The organism is Streptomyces sp. NPDC031049, from assembly GCF_055571015.1.
Window position 1 is genome coordinate 1 of record NZ_JBVIGC010000030.1, and the last position, 22,635, is coordinate 22,635.

At 69.5% G+C, this 22,635-nt stretch carries 17 protein-coding genes and 7 pseudogenes; 13 read left to right on the plus strand and 11 right to left on the minus strand.

Annotated elements, in window-relative coordinates:
- Positions 1–796: 796 nt before the first annotated feature.
- Entirely contained in the window at positions 797–3,598 is a 2,802-nt protein-coding gene (locus tag ACZ45Q_RS32565; RefSeq protein WP_468268271.1) for a helix-turn-helix transcriptional regulator, read from the minus strand.
- Between the two features lie 180 nt (positions 3,599–3,778).
- Here ACZ45Q_RS32565 and ACZ45Q_RS32570 point away from each other — a divergent pair, with 180 nt between their 5' ends.
- Both ACZ45Q_RS32570 and ACZ45Q_RS32575 read left to right on the plus strand, forming a co-directional pair.
- A complete protein-coding gene (locus ACZ45Q_RS32570) occupies positions 3,779–4,693 on the plus strand; it encodes an MBL fold metallo-hydrolase (protein ID WP_468268274.1) in 915 nt (304 codons plus the stop codon).
- Positions 4,694–4,714: 21 nt separating this feature from the next.
- The gene (locus ACZ45Q_RS32575) at positions 4,715–6,202 is read left to right on the plus strand and encodes a carboxylesterase/lipase family protein (RefSeq protein ID WP_468268277.1); all 1,488 of its coding nucleotides are present in this window, start codon (positions 4,715–4,717) and stop codon (positions 6,200–6,202) included.
- A gap of 1,039 nt (positions 6,203–7,241) precedes the next feature.
- On the opposite strand, the gene ACZ45Q_RS32580 is transcribed toward ACZ45Q_RS32575, so the two are convergent.
- On the minus strand, positions 7,242–7,829 hold the full coding sequence (locus tag ACZ45Q_RS32580) for a TetR/AcrR family transcriptional regulator (RefSeq protein ID WP_468268280.1): 588 nt from the start codon (positions 7,827–7,829) through the stop codon (positions 7,242–7,244).
- A gap of 82 nt (positions 7,830–7,911) precedes the next feature.
- Between ACZ45Q_RS32580 and ACZ45Q_RS32585 the strand changes: the two genes are divergently transcribed.
- Positions 7,912–8,715 (plus strand): SDR family NAD(P)-dependent oxidoreductase, encoded by an 804-nt coding sequence (locus tag ACZ45Q_RS32585; protein ID WP_468268283.1) that lies wholly within the window; start codon positions 7,912–7,914, stop codon positions 8,713–8,715.
- Positions 8,716–9,074: 359 nt separating this feature from the next.
- Here ACZ45Q_RS32585 and ACZ45Q_RS32590 read toward each other — a convergent pair whose 3' ends face one another.
- Complete coding sequence (locus ACZ45Q_RS32590) at positions 9,075–9,413, minus strand: hypothetical protein (protein ID WP_468268286.1); 339 nt, start codon at positions 9,411–9,413, stop codon at positions 9,075–9,077.
- Positions 9,414–9,585: 172 nt separating this feature from the next.
- Here ACZ45Q_RS32590 and ACZ45Q_RS32595 point away from each other — a divergent pair.
- Both ACZ45Q_RS32595 and ACZ45Q_RS32600 read left to right on the plus strand, forming a co-directional pair.
- Positions 9,586–9,946: pseudogene (locus tag ACZ45Q_RS32595) on the plus strand (helix-turn-helix domain-containing protein); the annotation flags it as partial.
- A 1-nt stretch (position 9,947) separates the two neighbouring features.
- Positions 9,948–10,274, plus strand: a pseudogene (locus ACZ45Q_RS32600) (transposase); the annotation flags it as partial.
- Positions 10,275–10,355: 81 nt separating this feature from the next.
- Here the strand turns inward: ACZ45Q_RS32600 and ACZ45Q_RS32605 are convergent.
- Positions 10,356–10,820, minus strand: coding sequence for a suppressor of fused domain protein (locus ACZ45Q_RS32605; RefSeq protein ID WP_468268289.1), 465 nt, complete (start codon positions 10,818–10,820; stop codon positions 10,356–10,358).
- A 418-nt stretch (positions 10,821–11,238) separates the two neighbouring features.
- Here ACZ45Q_RS32605 and ACZ45Q_RS32610 point away from each other — a divergent pair, with 418 nt between their 5' ends.
- The 4 genes and pseudogenes from ACZ45Q_RS32610 to ACZ45Q_RS32625 all read left to right on the plus strand — a co-directional run bounded on the left by ACZ45Q_RS32610 (position 11,239) and on the right by ACZ45Q_RS32625 (position 14,884).
- Complete coding sequence (locus tag ACZ45Q_RS32610) at positions 11,239–12,507, plus strand: NucA/NucB deoxyribonuclease domain-containing protein (protein WP_468268292.1); 1,269 nt, start codon at positions 11,239–11,241, stop codon at positions 12,505–12,507.
- Positions 12,508–12,570: 63 nt separating this feature from the next.
- A complete protein-coding gene (locus tag ACZ45Q_RS32615) occupies positions 12,571–13,536 on the plus strand; it encodes an ankyrin repeat domain-containing protein (protein WP_468268295.1) in 966 nt (321 codons plus the stop codon).
- Between the two features lie 112 nt (positions 13,537–13,648).
- A pseudogene (locus tag ACZ45Q_RS32620) lies at positions 13,649–14,067 on the plus strand (transposase); the annotation flags it as partial.
- 48 nt (positions 14,068–14,115) lie between these two features.
- Positions 14,116–14,884 (plus strand): annotated as a pseudogene (locus ACZ45Q_RS32625) (transposase).
- A 24-nt stretch (positions 14,885–14,908) separates the two neighbouring features.
- On the opposite strand, the gene ACZ45Q_RS32630 reads toward ACZ45Q_RS32625, so the two are convergent.
- A complete protein-coding gene (locus tag ACZ45Q_RS32630) occupies positions 14,909–15,379 on the minus strand; it encodes a GNAT family N-acetyltransferase (protein WP_468268298.1) in 471 nt (156 codons plus the stop codon).
- Between the two features lie 93 nt (positions 15,380–15,472).
- Between ACZ45Q_RS32630 and ACZ45Q_RS32635 the strand changes: the two are divergent.
- Positions 15,473–15,703 (plus strand): annotated as a pseudogene (locus ACZ45Q_RS32635) (transposase); the annotation flags it as partial.
- On the opposite strand, the gene ACZ45Q_RS32640 reads toward ACZ45Q_RS32635, so the two are convergent.
- Both ACZ45Q_RS32640 and ACZ45Q_RS32645 read right to left on the minus strand, forming a co-directional pair.
- Positions 15,648–15,803, minus strand: a complete 156-nt coding sequence (locus tag ACZ45Q_RS32640) for a DUF6896 domain-containing protein (protein WP_468268436.1) — start codon at positions 15,801–15,803, stop codon at positions 15,648–15,650. The pseudogene ACZ45Q_RS32635 and the gene ACZ45Q_RS32640 sit on opposite strands and share 56 nt — an antisense overlap.
- 347 nt (positions 15,804–16,150) lie before the next feature.
- Positions 16,151–16,561, minus strand: a complete 411-nt coding sequence (locus tag ACZ45Q_RS32645) for a RidA family protein (protein ID WP_468268301.1) — start codon at positions 16,559–16,561, stop codon at positions 16,151–16,153.
- Positions 16,562–17,697: 1,136 nt separating this feature from the next.
- Here ACZ45Q_RS32645 and ACZ45Q_RS32650 point away from each other — a divergent pair.
- On the plus strand, positions 17,698–18,564 hold the full coding sequence (locus ACZ45Q_RS32650; protein ID WP_468268304.1) for an SCO4651 family lipoprotein: 867 nt from the start codon (positions 17,698–17,700) through the stop codon (positions 18,562–18,564).
- A 34-nt stretch (positions 18,565–18,598) separates the two neighbouring features.
- On the opposite strand, the gene ACZ45Q_RS32655 is transcribed toward ACZ45Q_RS32650, so the two are convergent.
- Positions 18,599–19,510 carry a LysR family transcriptional regulator gene (locus ACZ45Q_RS32655; protein WP_468268307.1) on the minus strand — a complete coding sequence of 304 codons (912 nt, stop codon included), beginning with the start codon at positions 19,508–19,510 and terminating at the stop codon, positions 18,599–18,601.
- A gap of 73 nt (positions 19,511–19,583) precedes the next feature.
- Here ACZ45Q_RS32655 and ACZ45Q_RS32660 point away from each other — a divergent pair, with 73 nt between their 5' ends.
- Complete coding sequence (locus tag ACZ45Q_RS32660) at positions 19,584–20,489, plus strand: EamA family transporter (protein ID WP_468268310.1); 906 nt, start codon at positions 19,584–19,586, stop codon at positions 20,487–20,489.
- Here the strand turns inward: ACZ45Q_RS32660 and ACZ45Q_RS32665 are convergent.
- A pseudogene (locus ACZ45Q_RS32665) lies at positions 20,486–20,884 on the minus strand (NADPH-dependent F420 reductase); the annotation flags it as partial. The gene ACZ45Q_RS32660 and the pseudogene ACZ45Q_RS32665 sit on opposite strands and share 4 nt — an antisense overlap.
- A gap of 37 nt (positions 20,885–20,921) precedes the next feature.
- Between ACZ45Q_RS32665 and ACZ45Q_RS32670 the strand changes: the two are divergent.
- Positions 20,922–21,329, plus strand: a pseudogene (locus tag ACZ45Q_RS32670) (ADP-ribosylglycohydrolase family protein); the annotation flags it as partial.
- A gap of 182 nt (positions 21,330–21,511) precedes the next feature.
- Here the strand turns inward: ACZ45Q_RS32670 and ACZ45Q_RS32675 are convergent.
- Complete coding sequence (locus ACZ45Q_RS32675) at positions 21,512–21,811, minus strand: hypothetical protein (protein ID WP_468268313.1); 300 nt, start codon at positions 21,809–21,811, stop codon at positions 21,512–21,514.
- A 101-nt stretch (positions 21,812–21,912) separates the two neighbouring features.
- Positions 21,913–22,602: a DJ-1/PfpI family protein gene (locus ACZ45Q_RS32680; protein ID WP_468268316.1), complete on the minus strand. Its 690-nt coding sequence runs from the start codon at positions 22,600–22,602 to the stop codon at positions 21,913–21,915.
- Between the last annotated feature and the right edge of the window lie 33 nt (positions 22,603–22,635).

The window sequence follows — 22,635 nt, forward strand, 5'->3', positions numbered from 1 at the left end:
ACGGACCTTGTCCCGAAGAAACCCCCCCCCGTCACCCCGGGGAAAACACCGACCCCCCCCCCCCCCCCCCCCCCCCCCCCCCCCCACGGCCCACCCCAGCCGGAACTACCGCATCACAGGAGCCGGGACCCTCCTCCACGTCCACCAACCCACCCCTCTGACACGCCATACACGTCAGACCCAGACTGGCCCCGCCGCGAGACACACAAGCCAACACACCGCACGACATCACTCCAGGAACTGACGTCCACGCGATACAGACACATCCCGAAGCCCTCAACCGCTACAGACCCGGCACCAGGACCACCCACACTCCAGAAACACCCTTCAGCCCCACATCGGTGCCCTGCCTTCAGCAAACACCCAACCCACCGGCCACCACCAGGCACAACCCGACACTGAAAACAAAACACCAACCACTTAAAACCAAAAACCAAAAACCAGCCTGTTCCACGGTGGTGGGGTGCTGGCATTCGCATTCGCACCTGCGCTCTGCGGCGAGGTTGATGAGGGCCAGGTGGTGGTCCTTCACCGGGATGCCGCCGGGGTGCCGGGTGATGGGGCGGGGCTTGCCGTCGCCGTTGCGGCCCCGGAGATGGCTCCAGAACCGGAGGCCCTGCCAGCCGCACAGGCGGCATTCCAGCTTCCAGGGCTGATCTGCCCGGGGTAGCCCTCCAAAGGCTTCCAGCCGAGCTGGGCGAGCCGGGACATGGCTTCGGCGGCCCGCACCAGGTTGGCCAGGGTGAAGCGCAGGTCGGTATGCGTAAGGTGACTGCTTCCGCTGCCAGGCGTGCCCTTATTCCTGGCGGACGCCCGTCGCGAGGGTGCCCTCGATGATGTCGCGCAGCTGGGTGCGGGCGGTGATGCCCAGCTTGGGGAAGCTGCGGTAGAGGTGTGAGCTGACCGTGCGCGGGGAGAGGAAGAGCATCTCGCCGATCTCGCGGTTGGTCAGCCCTCGGGCGGCGAGATGGATGATCTGCTGCTGTTGCGGGGAGAGTTCGGCGAGCGCGTCGGGGGCCGTGTCCGTGACGCCGAGGCCGGCGGCCCACGATTCGGCCCGGGCCCGCTCGATCCAAGGATGCGCGCCCAGGCGCCGGAAGATCTCCAGGGCCTCGGTGAGCGGCCCACGCGCCTCTGCGATGCGCCGACGCCGTCGCAGCCACTGGGCGAAGTCCAGCAGGGCCTGGGCACGTTCGAAGGGCCAGTGCTCAAGGGCCGGGTCGGCCAGGGCCGCCTGGAAGTGCGGCTCGGCGTCCTCGGGGTCCGCCAGCAGGCCTCGGGCCCGGCTGATCAACGCGCGCAGGCGTGGTGAGGCGTCGTCCGCGAGCGCGCGTGCGGAACGCTCGACGATCGCTGTGGCCTCCTCGCGCCGACCACTGCGCACAGCGGCGGCGGCCAGATCCGCGAGGGCCGGGTAGGAGGCGTGGTAATGCACGGGGGCGCCGTCTGCCGTGAAGACCATGCGGAGTTGGTCGTAGGCTGTCTCGTACGCGCCTTCCGCGGCTGCCGCGGCGCCGAGCGCACGACGGGCATAGACGCAGACCGAGCGGCTTTCCAGCGGATCGGTCAGGGCGAGCGCCTCATCGGCCCGGGCACGGGCCGATGAGGCGTGCCCCTGGTAGGCCAGCACGGTGGCATCCACCGTGGCCGCGCAGGCCACGGCGTGGTCGAGGCCGGTCACCCTGCCGACCGCGGTGGTGCGGGCGCAGGCCTCACGGGCCTGGTCCCACCTTCCTCGTTCCACATAGGCCCACGCGACCGCGCCGCCCAGCCCCTCCGGCAGCGGTCCCCGCAGCTCCCAGCGGTCGAAGGCCTCGTCGAAGGCGCGGACGGCCCGCGGGGTCTCGTCCAGGAGCCATGCCATGATCCCGACGGTGGTGAGCTGCTCCGGCCTGGCTTCCGCCTCGGCGGCCAACTGCGGAAGCAGCGAGACAAGATGGGCCCGGCCGTGGAAGGGGTCCGACACGGCCCTCACCCAGGTGCGCAAGCCTGCGGGTGCGGCGTCCTCGGGGAGGCGCTCCAGGATGTTCTGGATGCGGTGGCGCTGGGTGTCCTCTCCGGAGTAGAAGCGGACCACGGCGGCGCCGGCCAGGAGGTCCAGCGCTGCGGCGGGCTGGGAGGCCGCCAACTCCTCGGCGGTGTCGGTCAGCCGGGAGAAAACCGTGGTGTGGCGCACGGTCAGGGTCGCCAGTCGCCCGGCCTGCACCGCGGCGGAGGCCAGCAGCGACGCGTCATCCGTGCGTGTGCGTGCGGTAGCGGCCAGTTCCTCGACCCAGGCGAGGTCACCGGTGAACACGGCCGCTGAAGCGGCTTCGACCAGAAGCCGGGCGCTGTCCTCACGCCGCGGTGCGAGTTCCGCGGCACGCTGCAGGGCCTTGGCCGCCGCCGCATGGCCGCCGCGCCGACGGGCCCGGGCGGCGGTCCGCTCCAGCTCCGCCGACACGGCCGCGTCCGGGCCCGGGCAGGCAGCGGCCAGATGCCAGGCACGCCGGTCCGGTTCGTTTCGCAGCATCTCGGCAAGCGCGTGGTGAGCCTCGCGCCGGGCACCCAGGGAGGCGGCGTGATACACGGCGGAGCGGACCAGCGGGTGGCGGAAGCGGACGTCTCGGCCGGTCCGCCTGACCAGGACGGCCTGCTCGGCGGGCAGCCAGGTCTCGTCCTCGGCGTCCGGAAGCCCGGCCGAGACGGCGATCGCGGTGTCGACGCTGTCCATGGCGGCCAGGAGCAGCAGGGCCCGCGTCGTGGCGGCGGGGAGACCGTTCAGACGGGCGGCGAAGACTTGCTCCAAGTGATCGGTGAGCGGGAGTGGACCTGCCGACGGCATCCCCGTGGCGGCGTCGTGTGCGGTGGCTGCCCTCGTCAGTTCCACCAGTGCCAGCGGGTTGCCGCCGGCCTGGTCGAGGATGTGCGTCCTGGTGCGGCCAGCGGGGCTCTTCGGCTGCAGGTCGAGGAGCCGATTGGCCGCAGCGCTGTCGAGCGGCCCCAGGGTGAGTGTCGGCGCGTGACGGTCGAATCCCGGGAGGTGATCGCCGCCACGGACCGCGATCAGCATCGTGACCGGTTCCCCTTTCAGCCTTCGGGCGACGAAGGACAGTGCGTCCAGGGAAGCACGGTCGAACCATTGCGCATCGTCCAGCACCACGAGCGTGGGACGCCGGCCGCCCAGGGCTGACAGCAGATTCAGGACGGCGACCCCGAGCAGCATGAGATCGGGTGCGCGCGAATGCCCGGGCGTGGACGGCGCCACACCGAAGGCGTCCTGTATCGCAGCGCGCTGCCTCTCCGGCAGCGCGTCCACCGCGGCCGGCACCGGCCGCAGCAACTGATGCAGGGCGGAGAACGCCAGGCTCGCCTCCGACTCGCTGCCCTCGGCCCGCAGTACGCGAGCACCGCCGGCTTCAGCGCGACGCACCGCACGGTCCAGCAGCGCGCTCTTCCCCGTGCCCATGTCACCGACCAGCATCACCACCGGGTTTGCCGACGGCGAGTCCACCGCATGAAACAGGCGTGCCAGCTCCGCGTCCCGGCCGACGAACGGCTCACTCGGATCCGGCTCTGGTCCCATGACCGCACCGCGGTCGCCTGCGTGCTCGTCCACGGAGTCTCCAGGAACTGTGGCTCTTCGAACGGGAGCCGCCTTGCCTTGCTCCATCCAGGCTACAAGCGGCCGCGCCCCGTGCCCGGGCTGTGGGCACAGGTGCAGTCACGTTACGGATACCCCGTGCCCGAGTCTGCTCGTACGGTTCCAGGAAAGCCCCCGAATTCCCAAGGACGCCTCATGGAACAAATCAAGTTGGGCAGCGTCACCATCACCCGGATATGGGAATACTTCGGCTCCGTCGAAATGACGCCCGACACCTTCTTCCCGGAAAGCTCGAAGGAAGTGTGGGACGACAGCGATTCATGGCTGACCCCGCATTTCCTGGATTCTGACACCAATATCGTCAATTCCGCGATCCAGACCTGGCTGCTGCGCAGCGAGGGCAAGACCATCCTCGTCGACACCGGCGTGGGAAACCACAAGGACCGCCCGTACGCGCCGGTCTGGAACCGCCTCGAAACAGGTTTCCTGGCCAATCTCGCCCGGGCCGGCGTCGAGCCCGAGGACGTGGACATCGTGGTCAACACGCATCTCCACATCGATCACGTCGGCTGGAACACCTACCTGAACGGCCGGCAGTGGGTGCCCACCTTCCCCAACGCCACCTATCTGATGCCGAAGGACGACTTCGACTTCTGGAATCCCGAGAACGGCCACAAGCCGCTGCTCGGCCGCGGCAACCAGAACGTCTTCGAGGACAGCGTGGCCCCGGTGCACCAGGCCGGCCAGACGCTGCTGTGGGAAGACAGCCACCAGATCGACGCCGGCCTGCGCCTGGACACGGCTCCCGGACACACCCCCGGCTCCTCCGTACTGACCCTCACCTCCGGGACGGACCGCGCGGTGTTCGTCGGCGACATGCTGCACAACCCCGTGCAGATCCTCGAGCCGGACGCCAACAGCTGCTTCTGCGAGGACCCCGCGGGCGCCCGCGCCACCCGCCGCAAGGTGCTGGGCTGGGCGGCCGACAACAACGCACTCGTGATCCCCGCGCACCTTGGCGGCCACGGCGCCGCCGAAGTCGTGCGTGACGGCAGCAGGTTCGCCATCAAGGGCTGGGCTCCCTTCACCCCGTACACCGAGCAGGGCTGAGGCCCGCAGAAAGGCCTGATCGTGAATCATCACCCCCAGCCCGTCGTGACCACGGCGCAGGGAGCCGTCCGCGGCCTGCGCGAGGACGGCACCGCCGTCTTCCTGAACATCCCGTACGCCTCCCCTCCCCGCGGCGCCAGCCGGTTCGCGCCGCCCCAGCCGCACGAGCCGTGGGACGGCATACGGGATGCCACCGTGCCGGGGCCCAACGCGCCCCAGTCCGAGCGCAAGCTCGGCAGCGTGGACATGTCCCCTTACTTCGGCACCGGTTGGAGCCGCGGGGAGGACTACCTCACCGTCAACGTCTTCACGCCCGCCGCCGGCGGCGGCCTGCCCGTCATGGTGTTCGTCCACGGCGGTGGATTCGTCGCCGGATCGACGCGGTCCGCGCTGTACGACGGCTCCGCCTTCGCCCGCGACGGCGTCGTCCTCGTCACCCTCAACTACCGGCTCGGCGTCGCCGGGTTCCTCGACATCCCCGGTGCGACCGCCAACCGCGGCTTGCTCGACGTCGTCGCCGCGCTGCGCTGGGTGCGGGAGAACATCGCCGCCTTCGGCGGTGACCCGCACAACGTCACCCTCTTCGGCCAGTCGGCCGGGGCCACCATCGTCGGCGGCGTCCTGGCCACCCTGGAGGCCACGGGCCTCTTCCGCCGGGCGATCGTCCAAAGCGGCAGCGGCCTGGGGGCGTTCACCACCGAACAGGCCGCCCGCGTCACCCGGGCAGCGGCCGAGGCCCTGGGCATCGAGCCCCATGTCGACGCCTTCGCGGACATCTCCGACGACCGCCTGGTCGAGGCCGCCTCCCGGCTCGCGGGCATCGACCTGCAAACCGACACGCACCACGATCCGCTGATCGGACTCAGCCCCTTCAGTCTGGTCCTCGACACGCAGCCCGCCGAATCCGTCGCCGCCGGCCTGAGCGCCGATGTCGACCTGCTCATCGGGACCAACGCCGAGGAGGGGAACCTCTACCTGGTCCCCGTGGACAAGTACGCCGTCTCGACCGCCGCGGACGTCGACGACACGGCGGCACGCTCGCACCCGAGGGCGGGGCAGCTCATCGAGACGTACCGCAAGGCCCGCCCCGAGGCGTCCTTCGGCGAGCTGCGCTCCGCCATCATGGGCGACGCGCTGTTCGGCGCGGGCAGCTGGGCACTGGCCGGCGCACATGCCGCCCACCCCGAGTCCGCCACGCACGCCTACGAGTTCGCCTGGCGCTCCCACGCCCTTGACGGACAGCTCGGCGCCACCCATGCCATGGAGCTGCCTTTCGTCTTCGATCTCGCGCACCTCCCCCAGCTACAGGGCCCGGCCGCCCTGCTCGGCCCCGACAAGCCCCCCGCGGATCTCGCCGCCCGCATGCATCAGACCTGGGTTCGGTTCGCCGGGACCGGCAACCCCGGCTGGGACCCGTACGACATCGAGCGCCGGGCCACCATGCGCATCGACGCCGAGTGGACCCAGGTCGACGACCCTCGCGGCCAGGAACGACAGGCCTGGAACTGACCCTCTCACGCGTCCGTACGCACTCCCTTCGAGGAAGACCATGACCAGAACTGTCATCACCACCGAGAACGCCCCCTGCCTGCCAACCCCGCTGTCCCAAGGCATCCGCAAGGGCCCCGTCCTGCAGCCAGGCGATGTGAGCGCGGCCATGGACGTGTGTGCGGGCCTCTTGAACGCCGAAGTCCCGGCCCAGGCGGATGCGGCCGCCCTCTGTGTCCGGCGCACGGTCGACGACCTGGGGCCGGCCGAACTGTGGGAGCTGGCTCGCGGCGCCGCCGTGACCCGAGGCGATCTCATGCGGGGCGCTGCCGCGACGCTGGCGGAGGGACGCCCGGTCAACGGAGACCTTCTGGACGAACTCGCCGCGCACATCCTCGCGGAGGAGGTCACCGAACGGTCCCCGTGCCAGTGGGGCCGGCAGCTCGCCGATGCGGTACGTGCCGCGTTGTACCGGAGTCTGGCCGACCTCGCGGATGCCCTTCTGGAGGTGTCGCAGTCGACTCCGACACCGCTGGACTGGACGGTCGACGACACCCACGGGGGTTTGCCACGGCAGTGGTCGGCGGGGTGGCATACGGCGTTCTGGCCCAGCGGACGGGGAGCGCGGCCTCGGCCGCAGAGCCCGTCCGGCATGACACCTCGCCCTCTGCCACTCACACCGCCTGGCAGTGGCCGATCGCGAGCGGGCCACCCGCCCCCGCCTCCCACGGCTGTGGGCCCTTCCCGTCGGCGCTCGCGGCACGGCACGCCGCCGAGTGCGCAATCACGCAATCACGGCACTCGCCGCCGGGAGATGTGACCTGTGAGTAGCCTCATCCGACCTGAGCACTTGGGCACTTCATCGCACTGATGACTCGCAGGTCACTCGAAGGGGCCCGCACCGGCTGGTCGAAGGATCCCTGAATCCGTCCCGGCACCTACGTTGCCGGTCGCCATGATGTGTGCGTTCCAGACAAGGCCTAGGTTCAACCAGACCGCTGCGGTCGACCGCGCGTGATGACGTCGGGTTCTGCCCGAAGGTGTGCCGGGGACACGTGCCTCAGCCATGGTCCCGCACCGCTGCGAGGCACTGGTCGTAGAGGTCTGCCAGGTCGATCCGTCCGTCATGTCCGGCCCAGAGTTCGGTTGCCGTGTCGATGCAGGCGAAGACCGTCGCGACGATCGCTTTGGCCTGCGTGTCGGGAGCCGGGCGGCCGGGGCCGTTGCCCAGCCGCGCCCGGATGACGGGGACGAGTTCGGCCTGCCAGCGCAGTCGCTTCTCGATGTAGCGGGAGTGCAGCGAGGGGGTGTCGAAGATGAGGCGGGACAGTTCCAGCGCACGCTCGGGGGGGTGGTTGGCGGTCAGAATGACCTCGAATCCGGCGCGCAGGGCATCCCAGGCGGACATCTCGGCCGGTTGCTGCTCGACGGTCCGTTTCAGCAGCTCGCCCAGCGCCTCCTGGTCGCCGCAGACCAGGTCCTCCTTGGTTCCGAAGTAGCGGAAGAGGGAGCGCTGCGAGATCCCCGCTTCGCGCGCGATCTGCGCGATCGTCGTCTGCTCGTAGCCCTGCTCGGCGAACAGGCGTACCGCCGTGTCCAGGATCGCCTGGACGGCAACCTGCCGCGAACGCTCCCACAAGGTCGTCATGGGCATCAGGGTACCCCTCTGGACAGCGACCGCCTACTTGGCATTAACTGCCAGGAAGGCAGCGACTGAAAGAAGGACGACCATGCCAGCCGTCGACTACCACGGACACACCACCCTCATCACCGGGGCCAGCGCGGGCCTCGGCGCCGAGTTCGCCCGCCAGCTCGCCGCTCGCGGCTCCGGCCTGGTGCTGGTCGCCCGCCGCAGGGACCGCCTGGAGAAGCTGGCCACCGAACTGCGCGAACAGCATCGGATCCAGGTGCACGTGGTGGAGATGGACCTGGCCACGGAACACCCCGGGCAGGAGCTGGCCGCGCAGGTGGCCGAGCTCGGCGTGCACGTCACGAGCCTGATCAACAACGCCGGGTTCGCCACCTTCGGCCCCTTCCACCGGGCGGACCCGGACCGGCTGCGCCGGGAGATCGCGGTCGACGTGACCGCGGTCGCCGACATCAGCCGTGCCTTCATCGGCCAACTGCGTACCGCGGGCCGCGGGGTACTGGTCAACGTGGCGAGCATGGCCGCCTACCAGCCCAACCCGCGCATGGCGCTCTACGGGGCGACCAAGGCGTTCGTGCTCAGCCTCACCGAGGCTCTGTGGGAAGAGTCACGCGGCTCCGGTCTGCGGGTGCTGGCCCTGTCCCCCGGCGCGACCCGGACCGAGTTCTTCGACGTCGTGGGCACCCCACAGGCCGCCGGAGGGACCAGGCTCGCCTCGCCCGTCGACGTCGTCCGCACCGCGCTGGCCGCCCTGGACCGCAGGAACCCGCCGCCCAGCGTCATAGCAGGCCGCATGAACCGGGTGATGGCCTTCCTCGCCCGACGCCTGGCCACCCGGCGCCAGGTCATCCGGGCCGTCGGCCGGCTCACCGCCGAGGGGGCATGACGATGGACGGAAAGGCCGTAGTGACTCCCGAACTCATGCCGGCCGTGTCCGTCCCTGTGGCGTTGCCGTTCCGAGGGCGAGACGCGCCGGTCGGGCGGGGGGGGGGGGACAAGACCGTGACGGGGCTTCCGGACCAGGCGCCTGTAAGGACAGATACCCTCGTCCGGCCATATGCACGGCGGCCCTGCCGACGAGCCCACAAATCTCAGACAGGGCAGTCGACGAAGTCAGTAAGTAAGTAAGTAAGTGAATCAGGCTCACTAGTCCCGTATCAGGCAACATTCGCCCTTCAGTCGACGGCGCGGGGGATGTTGTGATCCTGGGGCTGCTGGTCGCGCTGCGATGTACGGAGGCCGTGGTCAGATCCCAGGTCCGTAACCGGGGTCCGGCTGCCGGCGGGGGGTCCACCACTCGGTGAGCCCCCACACCGCGAGCGCGAGCGTGGCCAAGGCTACGAGTGCCGCGACCCAGGGGCGGTGCACCCATCTGGTGGCCAACGCCCAGGCGAAGAGCGGAACCAGTGCGCCGCCGAGCACGATGAGCGGCAGATCGACGAAGAGTACGCTCAGATCGCGGGCATGGCCCTCGAATCCTCCGTCGATACTGACCGCGGCGCGCGGTGCCCAGACAAGCGGCGCGGCTGTCGCACCGAGGCCGGCGAGTAGGCATCCGGCGCCGCCCTCAGTCTTCGGGGTCATACCCGTGGCCCGTTCCGCGGTTCTCTCGCCCATGCCCGTGAAAGACGCGGCGGCGTGGTGCGCGGTTCCGACAGCGCGGCCGCGTGTCGTAACAGCGAACGTTCGGCCGGTTGTGATGTGACGCGCCGTCCGGGTGCTGTACCAGGTGGCAGGGGGCGGCCACTCTGTGCTGATGGCGATACGCGTGCAGGTCCGGGAGATCGACGATGCCGAGGGCCAGCGGTCACTGCGGATCATCCGCAGGAGCACTGGATCGGTGGTGACCTGGCGGCGGGCCCAGATGGCACTGCTGTCCGCGCAGGGCATGCCGGTGGCGAAGATCGCCGGGGTGACCTTCACCAGCGCCGACCGGATTCGCGATGCGATCCACAAGTTCAACGCTGACGGCTTCGACTCGCTCTACCCGAAATACAAGGGCGGTCGGCCGAAGACGTTCACCCTGCCCGAGGGCCGCGAGATCAAGAAGATCGCCGTCCAAACCCAACGATCACGACCTGCCGTTCTCCACCTGGAGTCTGTCCAAGCTGGCGGATCCTGAGCCGCCCGGAGCCCCTCACCGGGACCGAACAGCTCCAGCTCAAGACTGTCCGCACGAACTGTCCCGAGCTCGACGCCCTCACTCGGCATGTCCGCTCCTTCGCGGTCATGCTCACCCAGCGCCAAGGTGAGCACCTGCCAGCGTGGCTCGACGCCGTCCGGCACAACGACCTGCCCAGCCTCCACACCCTCGCCGCTGGCATCGACCGCGATCTCGACGCCGTCACCGCCGGACTCACTCTGCCCTGGAGCTCGGGCGCGGTCGAAGGGCATGTCAACCGGATCACAATGCTCAAGCGCCAGATGTTCGGCCGAGCTGACTTCCGCTCCTACGCAAGCGAATCCAGCTCGCCTGATGCTGTCCACCAATGGGTCGTCCAGACTGAGGCCGCTGCCCTACCCAGATCAGATCGCGGGGCGCCGGAGCACGTCGGTGGGCTCCCAGTCGCTCTTCCAGAAGGCTTCAAGCCCGTGCTCGTTGATGAACTGCCGCTCGACCTCGTGGATGGGGTACATCCCTTGGATGTTGATCACGTCGTGGCCCTCGCGTCCCCCAATGCCGACGTCGATGCCCGGGCAGTCGTCTCTGTCGAGGACCAGCGGCGCGAACACACAGAATGCCGTCATCTCTGACTCGGGCACGATGCGCTCACCGAAGTCGATCCTGCTGCCGTAACTGAATGGGCAGGTTCCGCGGAGTTGCTCGGCGAGGAAGCCCACCGCGTGGGCCCAGATCACGTTGGTCGAGTTCACACTGCGGCAGAGTTCCGGCGAGCCGTGCTGCCGATCGGGATGTTCTGCCAGCGACAAGCCGTAGGTGAACGCCGTGAGAAGCCCGTCCGGCAGGTTGCCGTACACGATCTCCGTCACGCCCCGCAGCCCCTGCTTGGTCGACTCGACAGGGAAGAAACGGGGCTCCCTTCCTCCGGAAAGCCGATCAAGATGGGCGAGGTACTTCTCAACGCGACTGGCCCTGTGTCCAGCCTGCACGACCGCTTTTCCGGTGCACGCCATTGATGGGGCCAGCACATCCAAGTTATTGACATGTACTCATCCATGTTCCTAGGGTCTGAGGCGGCGTGTTCGGGGGACGTCAGCACACGCATGCTCGTCGAGGCCGGATCCGCCGGCGCCGTCTCCCCGTGAAATGGGGGGAACGGTGACGGGTTCCTTAAGACACTTACGCACTGGCCTGTTGATGGTCTCATCGGCTCTGCTCGTTGGCGCTCTGCTGCCTGGCTCCGCGGTGGCGGCCGAAGCGGACCCCGCTGAGGAGACCGTGGGGGTCGTGCGTTTCCTGACCGGGCCGGACCATCTGACGGCCGACGGCAAACCGGCGCCCGAACTGGTCGCTGGGAACGTCGACGAGGAAAAGCGGATACCGCGGGAGAAGCTTCCGACGTCTGGGCCGGACACCCAGGCCACGGTCACAACGGCGGACGAGGCACGCGCAATAGCCCGTGAGGAAGGCGCACGGTACGTCGTGCCGAGCGAGAAGTTCGCTGAGCCGACCGGGGACTTCGAGGCGCTCTACGACGACATCACCGTCCAGGAGTGCCGGGAACGCAGTGACCTGTCCGGCCGACCACAGGGCTGGATCAAGAACCACTTCGCCTACTGCCAGATAGGCGTCATCGCGGCTGCTCAGTATCGCTGCACATGGATCTTCTGTCGCCAGATCGGATCCTTCTCCGCCCGCGTGACCCACATCGGCACCGGCTACCAGGGCCTGCGGGAGATCGACTGGCACGTCTACGTGGACGAGATCGTTGCGACCGGCACGAGCAGCGGGGCGATGCTGACCGTCCGGGCCGAGTGTGCCGGTTCCCCCTCCGCAGACGCCTGCTTCTCGCAGCCCCCCTTCGACCGGGTCACCCAGAACGTTCAGCAGTGGCGCCGGTATGAGGACGGTGTGCTGTACTTCACCTCCCCCGCGCAACCGGCCTCCCCCGCCCTCGGCGAGCAGGTCAAGCACGGGACGTTCCAGTTCAAGTACGACTTCAGGGCCGCCGGACGGACCTATACCTCCGACGGCCCGGAGACCAGCGCCCGTTTCGACTCCGCCTGGTACCTCCCCAACAGCACCGGCTCGATCTTCGACCGCGTCGACCCGTACCTGCGCTACAGTCTGAGCGACCCGGACGTCGACGAGACCGCCCAGCACATCTACGACGCCCAGAACCACGCGGATACACGGACGTACCCGCAGGTCAACTACACCAAGACCATTCCGGGTGGCTCGGCGGCCGATCCACTGCACCGCCTGTTCCACAACGGCACACGGCGCGATCAGAACCGTGCCGCGGCGATCAGGGTCTGCCGGGCCCAGTGGCCGAACTATTCGGACAATGGGCAGGATTGTGATGAATACCCGTTCGCGACCACCTATGAAGGATCCGCACGCGACCAGTACCAGGCGAACGAGCCGTACGGCCGTTTCTCCGCCCGAGCCCTCAGCTCAGCTGACAATCAGGAGGCCGGTTCACGTCTCGGCGCCTGGTACGGTGCCGACCGCATTCTCGACGGCGATGCGTTCTACGTCGACATAGCGTCGTGATCCCCGGTCCGGGGCGGGCGCGCCCGCCCCGGACCCCCGGGTACTGCTGTACGGAGGAGCCCCATGGGCCTGGACGCGCCCGGATGGTCGGGAATCGTGCACGGCGACTGGACGAATCTCCCCAGGATCAGGGCCCTCCTGGACGCCGGCGCCGAGGTCGACGGCACCGTCTGGGGCGACCGTCGGCCGCTGCATGTCGCGGCTGAGGAGGGCTCCCCGGAGGTGGTCGCGGAATTGGCCCGACGTGTGGCCGACGTCGACTCCGAGGAGCGGGGACGCAGCGCGTTGTGGTCCGCTGTCTATCACGGCCGCTCGGACAACGCGCGGACCCTGCTCGCCGCCGGTGCGGACCCGTGGCGGCCGATGATGGCGGGCTGGTCGCCTGGGCGGCTGAGCCTGGCGGGGCCAGAGCCGGACCTGTTCCCGCTTCCGGCAGGCGAGGGCGGATTGACGGACGACGAGCGCGCTCTGGCCGCCGAAGCTCCCCGGCTCGCCGAGATCTTCGCCGGTCACTGCTTCGAGGGGCTCGGCCTGGCGTGTGTCGCGGGCATCAGTGCCACGGAGGCAGTGCGCCGGCTGGATGCCACGCCGTTCGCCGTCACAGGGGCGGACCCTTCCCACGAGCCCCCCTTGCGCGGCCAGGAGGGGGCTCATGGGGAGATCATCGGCGCCACCGACGTACCGGGCGGCTGCATCCTGACCCAGCCCTGGGGCTACACCCCTCAGATGCCCGGTGTGCTGGCGGTGCTGTCATCGGGAACCGTCGCCCATGGCCTGTACGCCAACCCGAAGAGCGGTGATCAGGGCCGGATCTTCCGCGACGGTTCCGCCGAGGGCTCGGACCTGCACCCTGGCGGTGATCCTCGCCCCGACGCCACGTCCCGCGAGATCCTCGTCGGCTACCTCACACGAGGGAACGCCATCGCCTTCTGCTGCGCCTACGCGGGTGTGCGCCCACCCGACATCCGCGCGGTCACCGGGCCGCCCGACATCTGGCTCGCGCTGCCCGAGCGCAGCTGGCGGCACTGACGACAGGGAGCAGGAGAAAATTGGGGCCCATCAGCTGGGGTTGCCGGCGAGTATGTGTCCATACCTGTAACTGATCGTTTCAGACTGAGTCGAGCTGCGGGCCTTGTGCTCGATGATCTTGGTCGGCAGGGTGTCTGGGGTGCGTGCTGTTCTTGTCCCTGACGAGCTGTGGGAGCGGGAGGCCCCGCCTTTGCCGCCCGCTCCCGAGAGGCGCCGCCGCTATCCCGGGCGGCAGCGTGTTCCTGACCGAGTGGCCCTCGCCGGCGTCATGTACGTGCAACGGGCGGGTGTCGCGTGGCGTGATGTTCCCGCCGAGACGGTGGGCTGCTCGGGGGTGACGGCCTGGCGCCGGCTGCGGGACTGGACCGAGGCCGGTGTGTGGCCGCGCCTGCACGCTGCCCTGCTGACCGGGCTGCGCCGCGCCGGTCTGCTGGACCTGGACGACTGCTCCAGGGTCTGCGGGGACGTCCCCGCCGCAAGCCCCGGCGCCTGTACGCCGACCGGGGCTACGACTTCGACAGGTACCGCCGCCTAAAGGTCGTCCCGTAACCGGTGGGGTAATTGGTGCGTTGGCTGGGCATGGGTGGGGGGATCTCAGCGGGTGATCCGAAGTGGATCGAGCCGTTCTCCGGGCCGGCCGAGGTGCAGTTCGCCAGGCTGGTGGCTCTGGTGCGGCGTCGTGGTGGTGATGTTCAGCGGGGCCGGCCCTGGCGGCTGCCACTGGCCGACCGGGTGTTGCTGGTGGCCGCGTACTGGCGGACAAACCTCACGCTGCGGCAGGTGGCGCCGCTGTTCGGAGTCTCGAAGTCTGCGGCTGATCGCATCCTCGATCACCTCATGCCCCTGCTGGCCATCTCGCCGGCCCGTCGGCCGCGCAAGGACACCGTCTACATCGTCGACGGCACCTTGGTGCCCACGCGCCACCGCAACGTCGCCGCGTCCAGCAAGAACTACCGGTACTCGACGAACCTGCAGGTCGTCATCGACGCCAACAGCCGCCTGGTCGTGGCGATCGGCCTTCCGCTGCCCGGCAGCCACCACGACTGCCGGGCATTCACGGAGTCCGGTGTCGGCAGGGTCCGCCGTGGCGCCCCGACCATCGCCGACGGCGGCTACCAGGGAACCGGGCTCCTCGTCCCACACCGCAAACGGCGAGGCCAGAGGCGTCTCAGTCAGCAGCAGGAGGCGGAGAACACCGTCCATTGCCGAGCCCGGGCCCGGGTGGGAACATGTTCTCTCCCGGCTGAAGAACTGGAAGATCCTGCGGGACTGCCGGGTCAAGGACAACGGCGTTCACCAGGCCATGCTCGGCATCGCCCGCCTGCACAACCTCGCATTGGCCGGTTGAGCGGTCTTGGCGGCGGCGCCGTGCTCATCTCAGCGTCAAGTGCACCAGGTCGATCTCCTCGTCACGAGCCCGGGCGAAGCACCGGCTCTTCCCCGTGACGGTGAAGCCGCACTTTTGCAGCACACGGATGGAGCCGGCATTGTCAGCGGCGGCGTCGGCATGGAGCGGCCGGACGGGCTCCAGCTCAATCAGCTCGGCAAGGGCCGCGGTGGCAATGCCCTGTCCCCAATGAGCTCGCCCAATGACATACGTGACCTCACGCTCCTGCGGCGGTCCGAAAACAGCGGCGTGCCCTGCTACAACGCCGTCAGCAAGAACCGTCCGCAAGATCACGGACGAGTCCGAGCGAACCTTCGCCCAGTGCCGGTCGAAGTGGCCACGATCGTAGTGATACTTCCTGGTCACAGCTGCCATCTGCTGCAACTGGGGATCCGTCAACTGCTGCCAGAAGATCGGCAGGTCGCTGTCGTCAAGCTCGCGCAGGGATATATCCATGGGCGCTGTCTCAGCCTCCACAAGATCGGTACCCAGATGGCTGGCTCAGCCTAGACCCAGCTCAGAGTTACGGGACAACCTTTAGTGTGGAAGCGCGGCATCAAGGCGATGATCGCCCGATTCGGCGTCGCCCACGGTTCCGGACTGGGCGAGGCGCGCTGGGTCGTCGAGCGCGCCTTCGCCTGGCTGCACCAGTTCAAACAGTTCCGCACCCGCCACGAGCGACGCGCCGATCTCCACCACGGCCTGCTCGAACTGGCCTGCGGCCTCATATGCCTGCGTCGCCTGCGAAGTGGACATCGACCTCGGTACCGTTGTCGCTGACGAAGCGGCACCCTGCCCCGTGGACCTTGTAGGAGTGGGCGCCGACCTGCCCGCTCCGGCTGATCCGGCACGAATGGACCAGGCCGAGGACATCCGCGATTCGCTCAGCGAGGGCATCGCCGCCCTCATGGCCTCCCTCATGGCCTCGTCACTCGCCCTCAGAGCGTCGACGAAACCAAGCACGAGCCCCCGTGCGTCCCCAACCCGTTCCATACGGCGTCATCCCCCTGAGCCCGCGGTTGAAGGGATTGCTCCATGGGCCACCAGCGCCTCCGCAGGACGGCATTCTGAAACGATCGGTTATAGCAAGCATCCGGCAGCAGGCTCACCCTCACGGCTTTCGTCGTGGTCACGTGCACCTTGGTCGGAGCACATGATCAGACGAAGGTCACCCCAGCGTCCGGCGAACGCCCACCTGGACTACCGAGTTCGATACGCCGTTCGAAGTCAGTCAGGCAGCGCCACGGTGAGATCCACCTCGATCAGCTGTCCGGAAAAGCCCAGCTGGGCAACGCCCAAGAGCGTACTGGCGGTGGTGAACGCCGGCCCCAGGGCAGACTCGGTGAGCCGACGCCATGCGGCTCCGAGAACGTCTCTCTCGTCGCTCCGCACATAGATCACTGACCGCACCACGTGTTGCGGCTGGGCACTCGCCGCGGCCAGGGCGGCGAGCGCATTCGCGACCACCTGGTCGACCTGCGTCTCGAGGGAACCGGCACCGACGAGGTCACCGTTTCGATCAAGCGGGCACTGTCCCGCCAGGTAGGCCGTACGCCCTGCCGCTACCACCGTGATGTGGTGGTAGCCGGGCGTCTCATGCAGCTGCTCGGGGTTGATACGGGTGATCTTCTCAGTCATGCCCGCGAGTCTGCCTGGCGTGGTGCCGGCACGCACCGCAATTTCCCCCACCGGCAAGCACTCCGCAGCAACCCGAGGTCGCGCGCAGCGCACGGTCAGGCGGTGCGCAGCACCCCGGAAACGCCCCCGGCTGCGGCAGCCAGGCCCCTGCCGGAAGAAGCCGTCCGGGCGGGACTGCGTCCGCACAACCCTCTTCACCACGCCAGAAACAGCGTGGCCCGGTCGGCGCTCGGCGGACAGCCCGAGTCCACATCAGCGGAACAGGAGGACCCGCCGCGGCCTATCCCCCGCAGGACGGCCAACCCCGACCTCACCTGTCGCATCGCTGCGCTGAGCGGGCGGAATTGCTGGTCTGTTACCGGCCTCGGTAGGCACCTTGGCCGAAACTCTCTGACCTGGAGCTTCTTCATAAAGCCCGAGGTCAGCGACCGCTCTGTTCCGGCCAGGTTCGAACCCGCCTTACCGACTGCCAGAGAATGCTCACTGGTTGTTCTCGCCGGTCATCACGGGGAAGCACTGGATGCAGAAATTGCCTCAGAGTCGGTGGTGAGCACGAAGGCGTCTGCGTACACGGCCCCACGGAACGCACACTGGACCCGTCCTGCACGCGTGGTCCCCCAGCCCGCGGCAACCACCCCCGCTGTGAAGGACGCTCCCCGATGAACACACCGGGCAGAGGCATGCCCTGCTCCAGCACCACCGCCACCACTCCCCGGCCTCACACCGACTCGCCCTCGCCACCCAGCGGGCCGGGCGCCTGCTGTGCTGGAGCCCGGCGGCCGGCACGACCACCGCCACCACCGACCTGCTCCTCGCACTTCGAGCACCGGAGACCACAGACGTGGTGCCGTTCTCGGTCCTGCTCAACGCGATCGTGCTGCGCCAGAAGCTGTCACTCGCGGCCTGATCGCGACGCGTGTCGGCCCGCCGTCCCGGGCCGCTCCACGGCCTCTCGATCCGGGGGCACCGACGGGTACCGCGACACCCGGTGACTGTCGCTCCCCCGGCACACACACAAAACAGGCCAAGCTCCTGCAACTCAGGGCGTTTTCGTGGCCGTTCCGGGCACTCGCAGCGAGAGTCGCCCACGGTAGTCGGTCCGGTTTCTCCGGGCGATCGCGATGGAGAGGGAGTTCATGCGGAGCAGCGCAACGAAGACGGGCGCCATGGTGACGAGCGTTGTCCTGGGGAGCGTCGTGCTGGCGGGCTGCGGTGACGGGAGCGAGCCGGAAGGCGGCGAGCCCGCCGCCTCGGCGAGCGCGAGCGGTGGTGACGGCGCCCGGCAGCAGGGTACGGCCGCCGTGCGCAGCGCCTACGACAAGACCGCCGAGGCCGAGACGGCGAAGATGACGATCGAGGTGCAGGCCGGCGCCAAGGGCGAGTCGGTCACGACCGAGGGCCGGGGCGCCGTCGACCTGGCCGACGGCGACAGTACGATGACCATCGACGCCGAGGGCAAGAGCATAGAGCAGCGCGTGGTCGACAACGTCCTCTACCAGAAGGTCCCCGGCCAGAAGACCCCCGGTGACAAGCCCTGGATCCAGATCGATCTGGAGAAGGTCGCCGAGCGGCAGGGCGTGAACCCGGAGGGGATCGGCGACCCGGCCCAGGCCGCCGCCTATGCCAAGGCGATCACGGACAAGGACGTCTCCGAGGTCGGCACCGAAAAGATCGACGGGGTCGACACCACCCACTACAAGGTCTCTGTCGACGTCGCGAAGCTGCCCGGCGGCAAGCAGTTGAGCGACAAGGTCGGCCCGACTCTGCCCATGCAGATCTGGCTCGACGACGACGGCCGCATCCGCCGTCAGCAGGTCGACATGACGGTCCAGGCCCCGGCCTCCGGCCGGCCCGACGGCAGTGCCTCGCCCCAGCAGGTCGAGGTCAGCACGCTGATGCAGTACTCCGACTTCGGCACGGAGGTCGACGTCGAGGCGCCGCCGGCCGGGAAGGTCGCCGACATGACCGACCAGGTGCAGCAGGGCGGGGCCGAGCGGAGCTGAGCAGCCAGCCCGTCCTTCCGCAAGTGACGGGATGTCAGCTGCTGGCCGTGTGCGTCGAGGCCGCGTCGCGCAGCGCCTTCAGGCCCGCCTCGACCAGGGGCTGGCCGGCGCTGCCGCGCCGTACGGCGGTCAGCAGCTGACGTACGGGGGTCGGGTCGCCGAGCAGGGGGACCCGCATGACCGGGTGCTGGGGCAGCGGCACGATCCTCGGTATGAGGCAGACGCCGAGCCCTTCGGCGACGAGTGCGGAGACCGCGTACCACTCCTTGACCTGGTGCACGACACGAGGGGTGAAGCCGGCGGCTGCGCACGCCGCTGTCACCAGGGGGTGGGTGTCGTTGTTGGGTCGCTTTACGATCCATGCTTGATCGGCCGCTTCTCGGAGGTGGACTCCCTCGGGCCGGGCGAGTCGGTGGCTCTCGGCGACCAGCAGGTCCTGGCGGTCGGTCATCAGCGGTGTCTGCTCGAAGCGGGCGTCGGTGACGGGTGGCGCGTCCGGGCCGGGCAGGACCAGGGCGATGTCCGCCTGGTCGGCGACGAGCAGCCGGTAGCACTCGGTGCTCTCTTCCTCGATGATCAGTGGCTCCACCAGCGGGTGGGTCTTGCGCAGTGTGGTGGCGGCCGGGGCTGCGAGCGTGGCCAGCGCGGAGGACACCCCGCACAGCCGCAGTGTGCCCCGGAGGTCCGCGCTCTGCCGGGCGAGTTCCGCCTGGGCCGCCTCCCACTGGAGCCGCAATGTGTCGGCGTGCCGGAGCACGATGTGTGCGGCCGGTGTCAGTCGCACTCCCCGCCCGTCCGGTCGCAGCAGTTCCACTCCGAGATCACGGGCGAGCAGGCGCAACTGCTGGGAGACGGCCGAGGGGGTCAGGTGCAGCGCGGTGGCGGTCGCGGTCACCGTGCCGTGCTCGGCGAGAGTCCGCAGGACGTGCAGCCGGTGGTCGATCATGCAGGCCAGCCTAAACAATTCACTGCAGAATTCTTTGCTGGACGTGGACGCTCGCGGCGCCAAGCCTGGAGCCATGACGAAGCTTCCCGCTCCCGCGCTGATGCTGGGCAGCGTGCTGAGCATCCAGTTCGGGCAGGCCATCGGCAAACAGCTCGCCGGCACGGTGGGTGTGGCGGGAGTGGTGGCCCTGCGTCTCGGGCTGGCCGCGGTGCTCCTGCTGGTGCTGTACCGGCCCTCGCTGCCGCGTAGCCGTGCGGACGCGGGGCTGGTCCTCGGCTTCGGTACGGCCATCGCGGGGATGAACCTGATCTATCCCGCGCTGGTTCTGCTGCCTCTGGGACTGGCCAGCGCTCTGCAGTTGCTCGGGCCGATCACCCTTGCGCTGCTCACCTCACGCCGTCCTCGCGACGCGGGATGCGCCGTCCTGGCGGGAGGAGGCGTGTGGCTCTTCTACGCTCCGCACGGCGCCCACTTTCCGCTCGGCGGCGTACTGCTCGCTCTGGCGTCGGGGGCCTGTATGGCCGCCTACCTGCTGCTGAGCAAGAGCGCGGGAGGCAGAAGCACGGGAGGGGGCGCACTGGCGCTGGCGTTGGCCTGGGCAGCGGTGCTCACGGTGCCGCTGGGCGTGGTGGAGCAGGGAACGCATCTGCTGGCCCCCGGGGTGCTGGTGACCGGGGCGGTGGTGGCGGTGCTCTCGGCCGTGCTTCCGTACTCGCTGGAGCTGGCGGCCCTGCGGCGCCTGCCGGCCCGGACGGTGGGTGTGCTGGTCAGTCTCGAGCCGGCAAGTGCTGGCCTCGCGGGGGTGCTGGTTCTCGACGAGCATCTGCGAACGGTGCAGTGGGCGGCCCTGGCGTGCGTGGGCGCGGCGAGCGCCGGGGCGGTGGTCCGGCAGAGCGCCGGTCCCGTCCCCGCGCCCGCTGTCGTCACCGGCCACGGGCGGCGGGAGCGGCCCGGTCCGCCGTGCCGGTCACGGCGCTAGGCAGTGGGGCGGGTGACCACGCTGATGTTGAACGGGTGGTCGCCCAGACCGCCCGCGATGCGCATGAAGAGAAGGGCGAAGTGCTCCTGGCCCCGTGCGGTGGTGGTGCCGCCGATGTCCAGTTTGGACGAGGGGGCCAGCCGAGGTCGGTGAGGAGCCGGCGGGTGGTCCGTTCGGCCTCGGCGTCATCGCCGGAGAGGAAGACAGTGCTCGGGCCGGTCGGACGGTCCGGGGCGGTCATCACGGTGGAGTCCATGGTGCACAGCGACTTGACCACGGGGGTGCGGGGGAAGGCTTCCTGAATCTGTTCTGCCCAGGCTGCTGCTGGGGTGCGAGAGTTCGGTGAAGTCGTCGCACAGGCCGACCCCGACGTCGATCAGCAGGGTGCCGGCCAGGCCCCAGCTCTCACACCCCCGGCCTCCCCACCGAAGACATGAGCTCGTCCGCCTCGCGCTCCAGGGCACCGATCCGCTCAGCGCGCTTCAGGGCACCCTGGAGCAGGTCCACCCCGACCACCGCAGCCGCTACGCCACCGTCCTCGCGCCCGACCGGCACCCCGATGAGGCCACCGAGTTCAACGGTGCCGTGTGGCCTGGCCTGGGCTCCGCCGTCTGGGCCGTGCCCACCACCGGCTGCTTCGAGGATGCGATCCGCGCAGCGATCGACCTCGGCGGTGACACGGACACCGTCGCCGCGGTGACCGGCGGCCTGGCGGGGGCGTACTACGGGCTGGATGCCGTTCCCGCCCGGTGGGCCCGCCCGCTCCATGTCCCTCTGCCCGGCTTCGACGGGCGGACGCTGTGCCGGACGGATTTGCTTCACTTCACCTTGCGCACCGCCTCAGTGAGGGCTGCTGACGAGACAGGTGGGGCCGTCCTCGGTGACGGGGCCGCGGGGCTGGGAGTGCCCCGGGAGGGGGAAGGGGGAAGCGGCGGGTCCGGTGCTCGAACGGCTTCTCCGGCAGGCGGCCGGCCTGCTGCGGCGCCTGGGGGGGTGCGCGCAGCCGGATGGGAGGAGCGTGGTCACCTCCGGCGTTGCCCGGTGACCTTCGAGGCCGGAAGGCGGCCGGCCCTGGAGGTGCCCTGGAGTGTGTCGCCGTCGACCGTCACGTCGAAGGCCAGGTTGAGTCGCAGGGGCTTGGTGATGGCCTGTTTCCAGGTGAGCCGGTCTCCGTCCAGGGTGACGTCGTCCAGTGGGACCTCTTCGCCGGCTCCGTGGGCGGTTCCGGTCAGGATGCCGTTGTGCCGGTGCAGTTCGATCACGGCTTGCATCGTGCCGATGGGGGTGGCGAGGGACAGGTGCCAGGTGCCTTCAACGGGCATGCGGATCTTCTTTCCGGCCGGGTGTCAGGAGGAGCGGGAAGGGAGGGAAGGGGGGGAAGGGTGTGCGGGGGCGGGGGGCGCGAGCGTTGCGTGGCGTGTCGTCAGAGGGTGGCGGGGGCCGGTCCCTGGGCGCGCCAGACGGTGCCGCGCCGCTCGTGGGCGAACAGTTCCTCAACGGCGTGCGCGACACGAGGGCCGATCTCGCGTTCCAGCAGGTACAGGCCCAGGTCCAGTCCGGAGGTGACGCCGGCGCCGGTGATCAGGTCGCCGTCGTCGACGACTCGGGCGCGGACCGCGTGGGCACCGGTGGCGTCCAGCAGATCCATGCCCAGGTGGTGGGTGGTGGCGTGACGCCCCTCCAGCAGGCCGGCCATGGCCAGGACCAGCGAGCCGCCGCAGACGGCGGCGACCGTCACGTCCGGGTCGTTCATCGCCTGCTGCAGCAGGGCGGGCAGCCCGGTGGTCAGCGTGCGCCCCAGCAGCACGGCGACGACCTCGTCCTGCGGCCCCTCGCCGGGGTCCGCGTCGGTTTCCGGGAGCCGGCCGGGCTCACCGACGCGGCCGGCGGCGCCGGGTACCAGGACCATGTCCGCCCGCTCCGGGTCCAGGGCGGCCGAGGCGCGCAGGGTCAGCCCTCGGGTGCCGCTGGTCACCTCGCGGGGGCCTTCCGCGGAGACCAGCTCCACGGTCACCGCGCCGCCGGATGCCCTGCCGCCGGCGTCCAGCACCTCGTAGGGGGCGACGACGTCGAGCGGGTCGAAGCCGTCGAACAGGACAACCTGGATGTGCATGGCACCTTCCCTCGGGTCGCTTTTTCCGGGCGG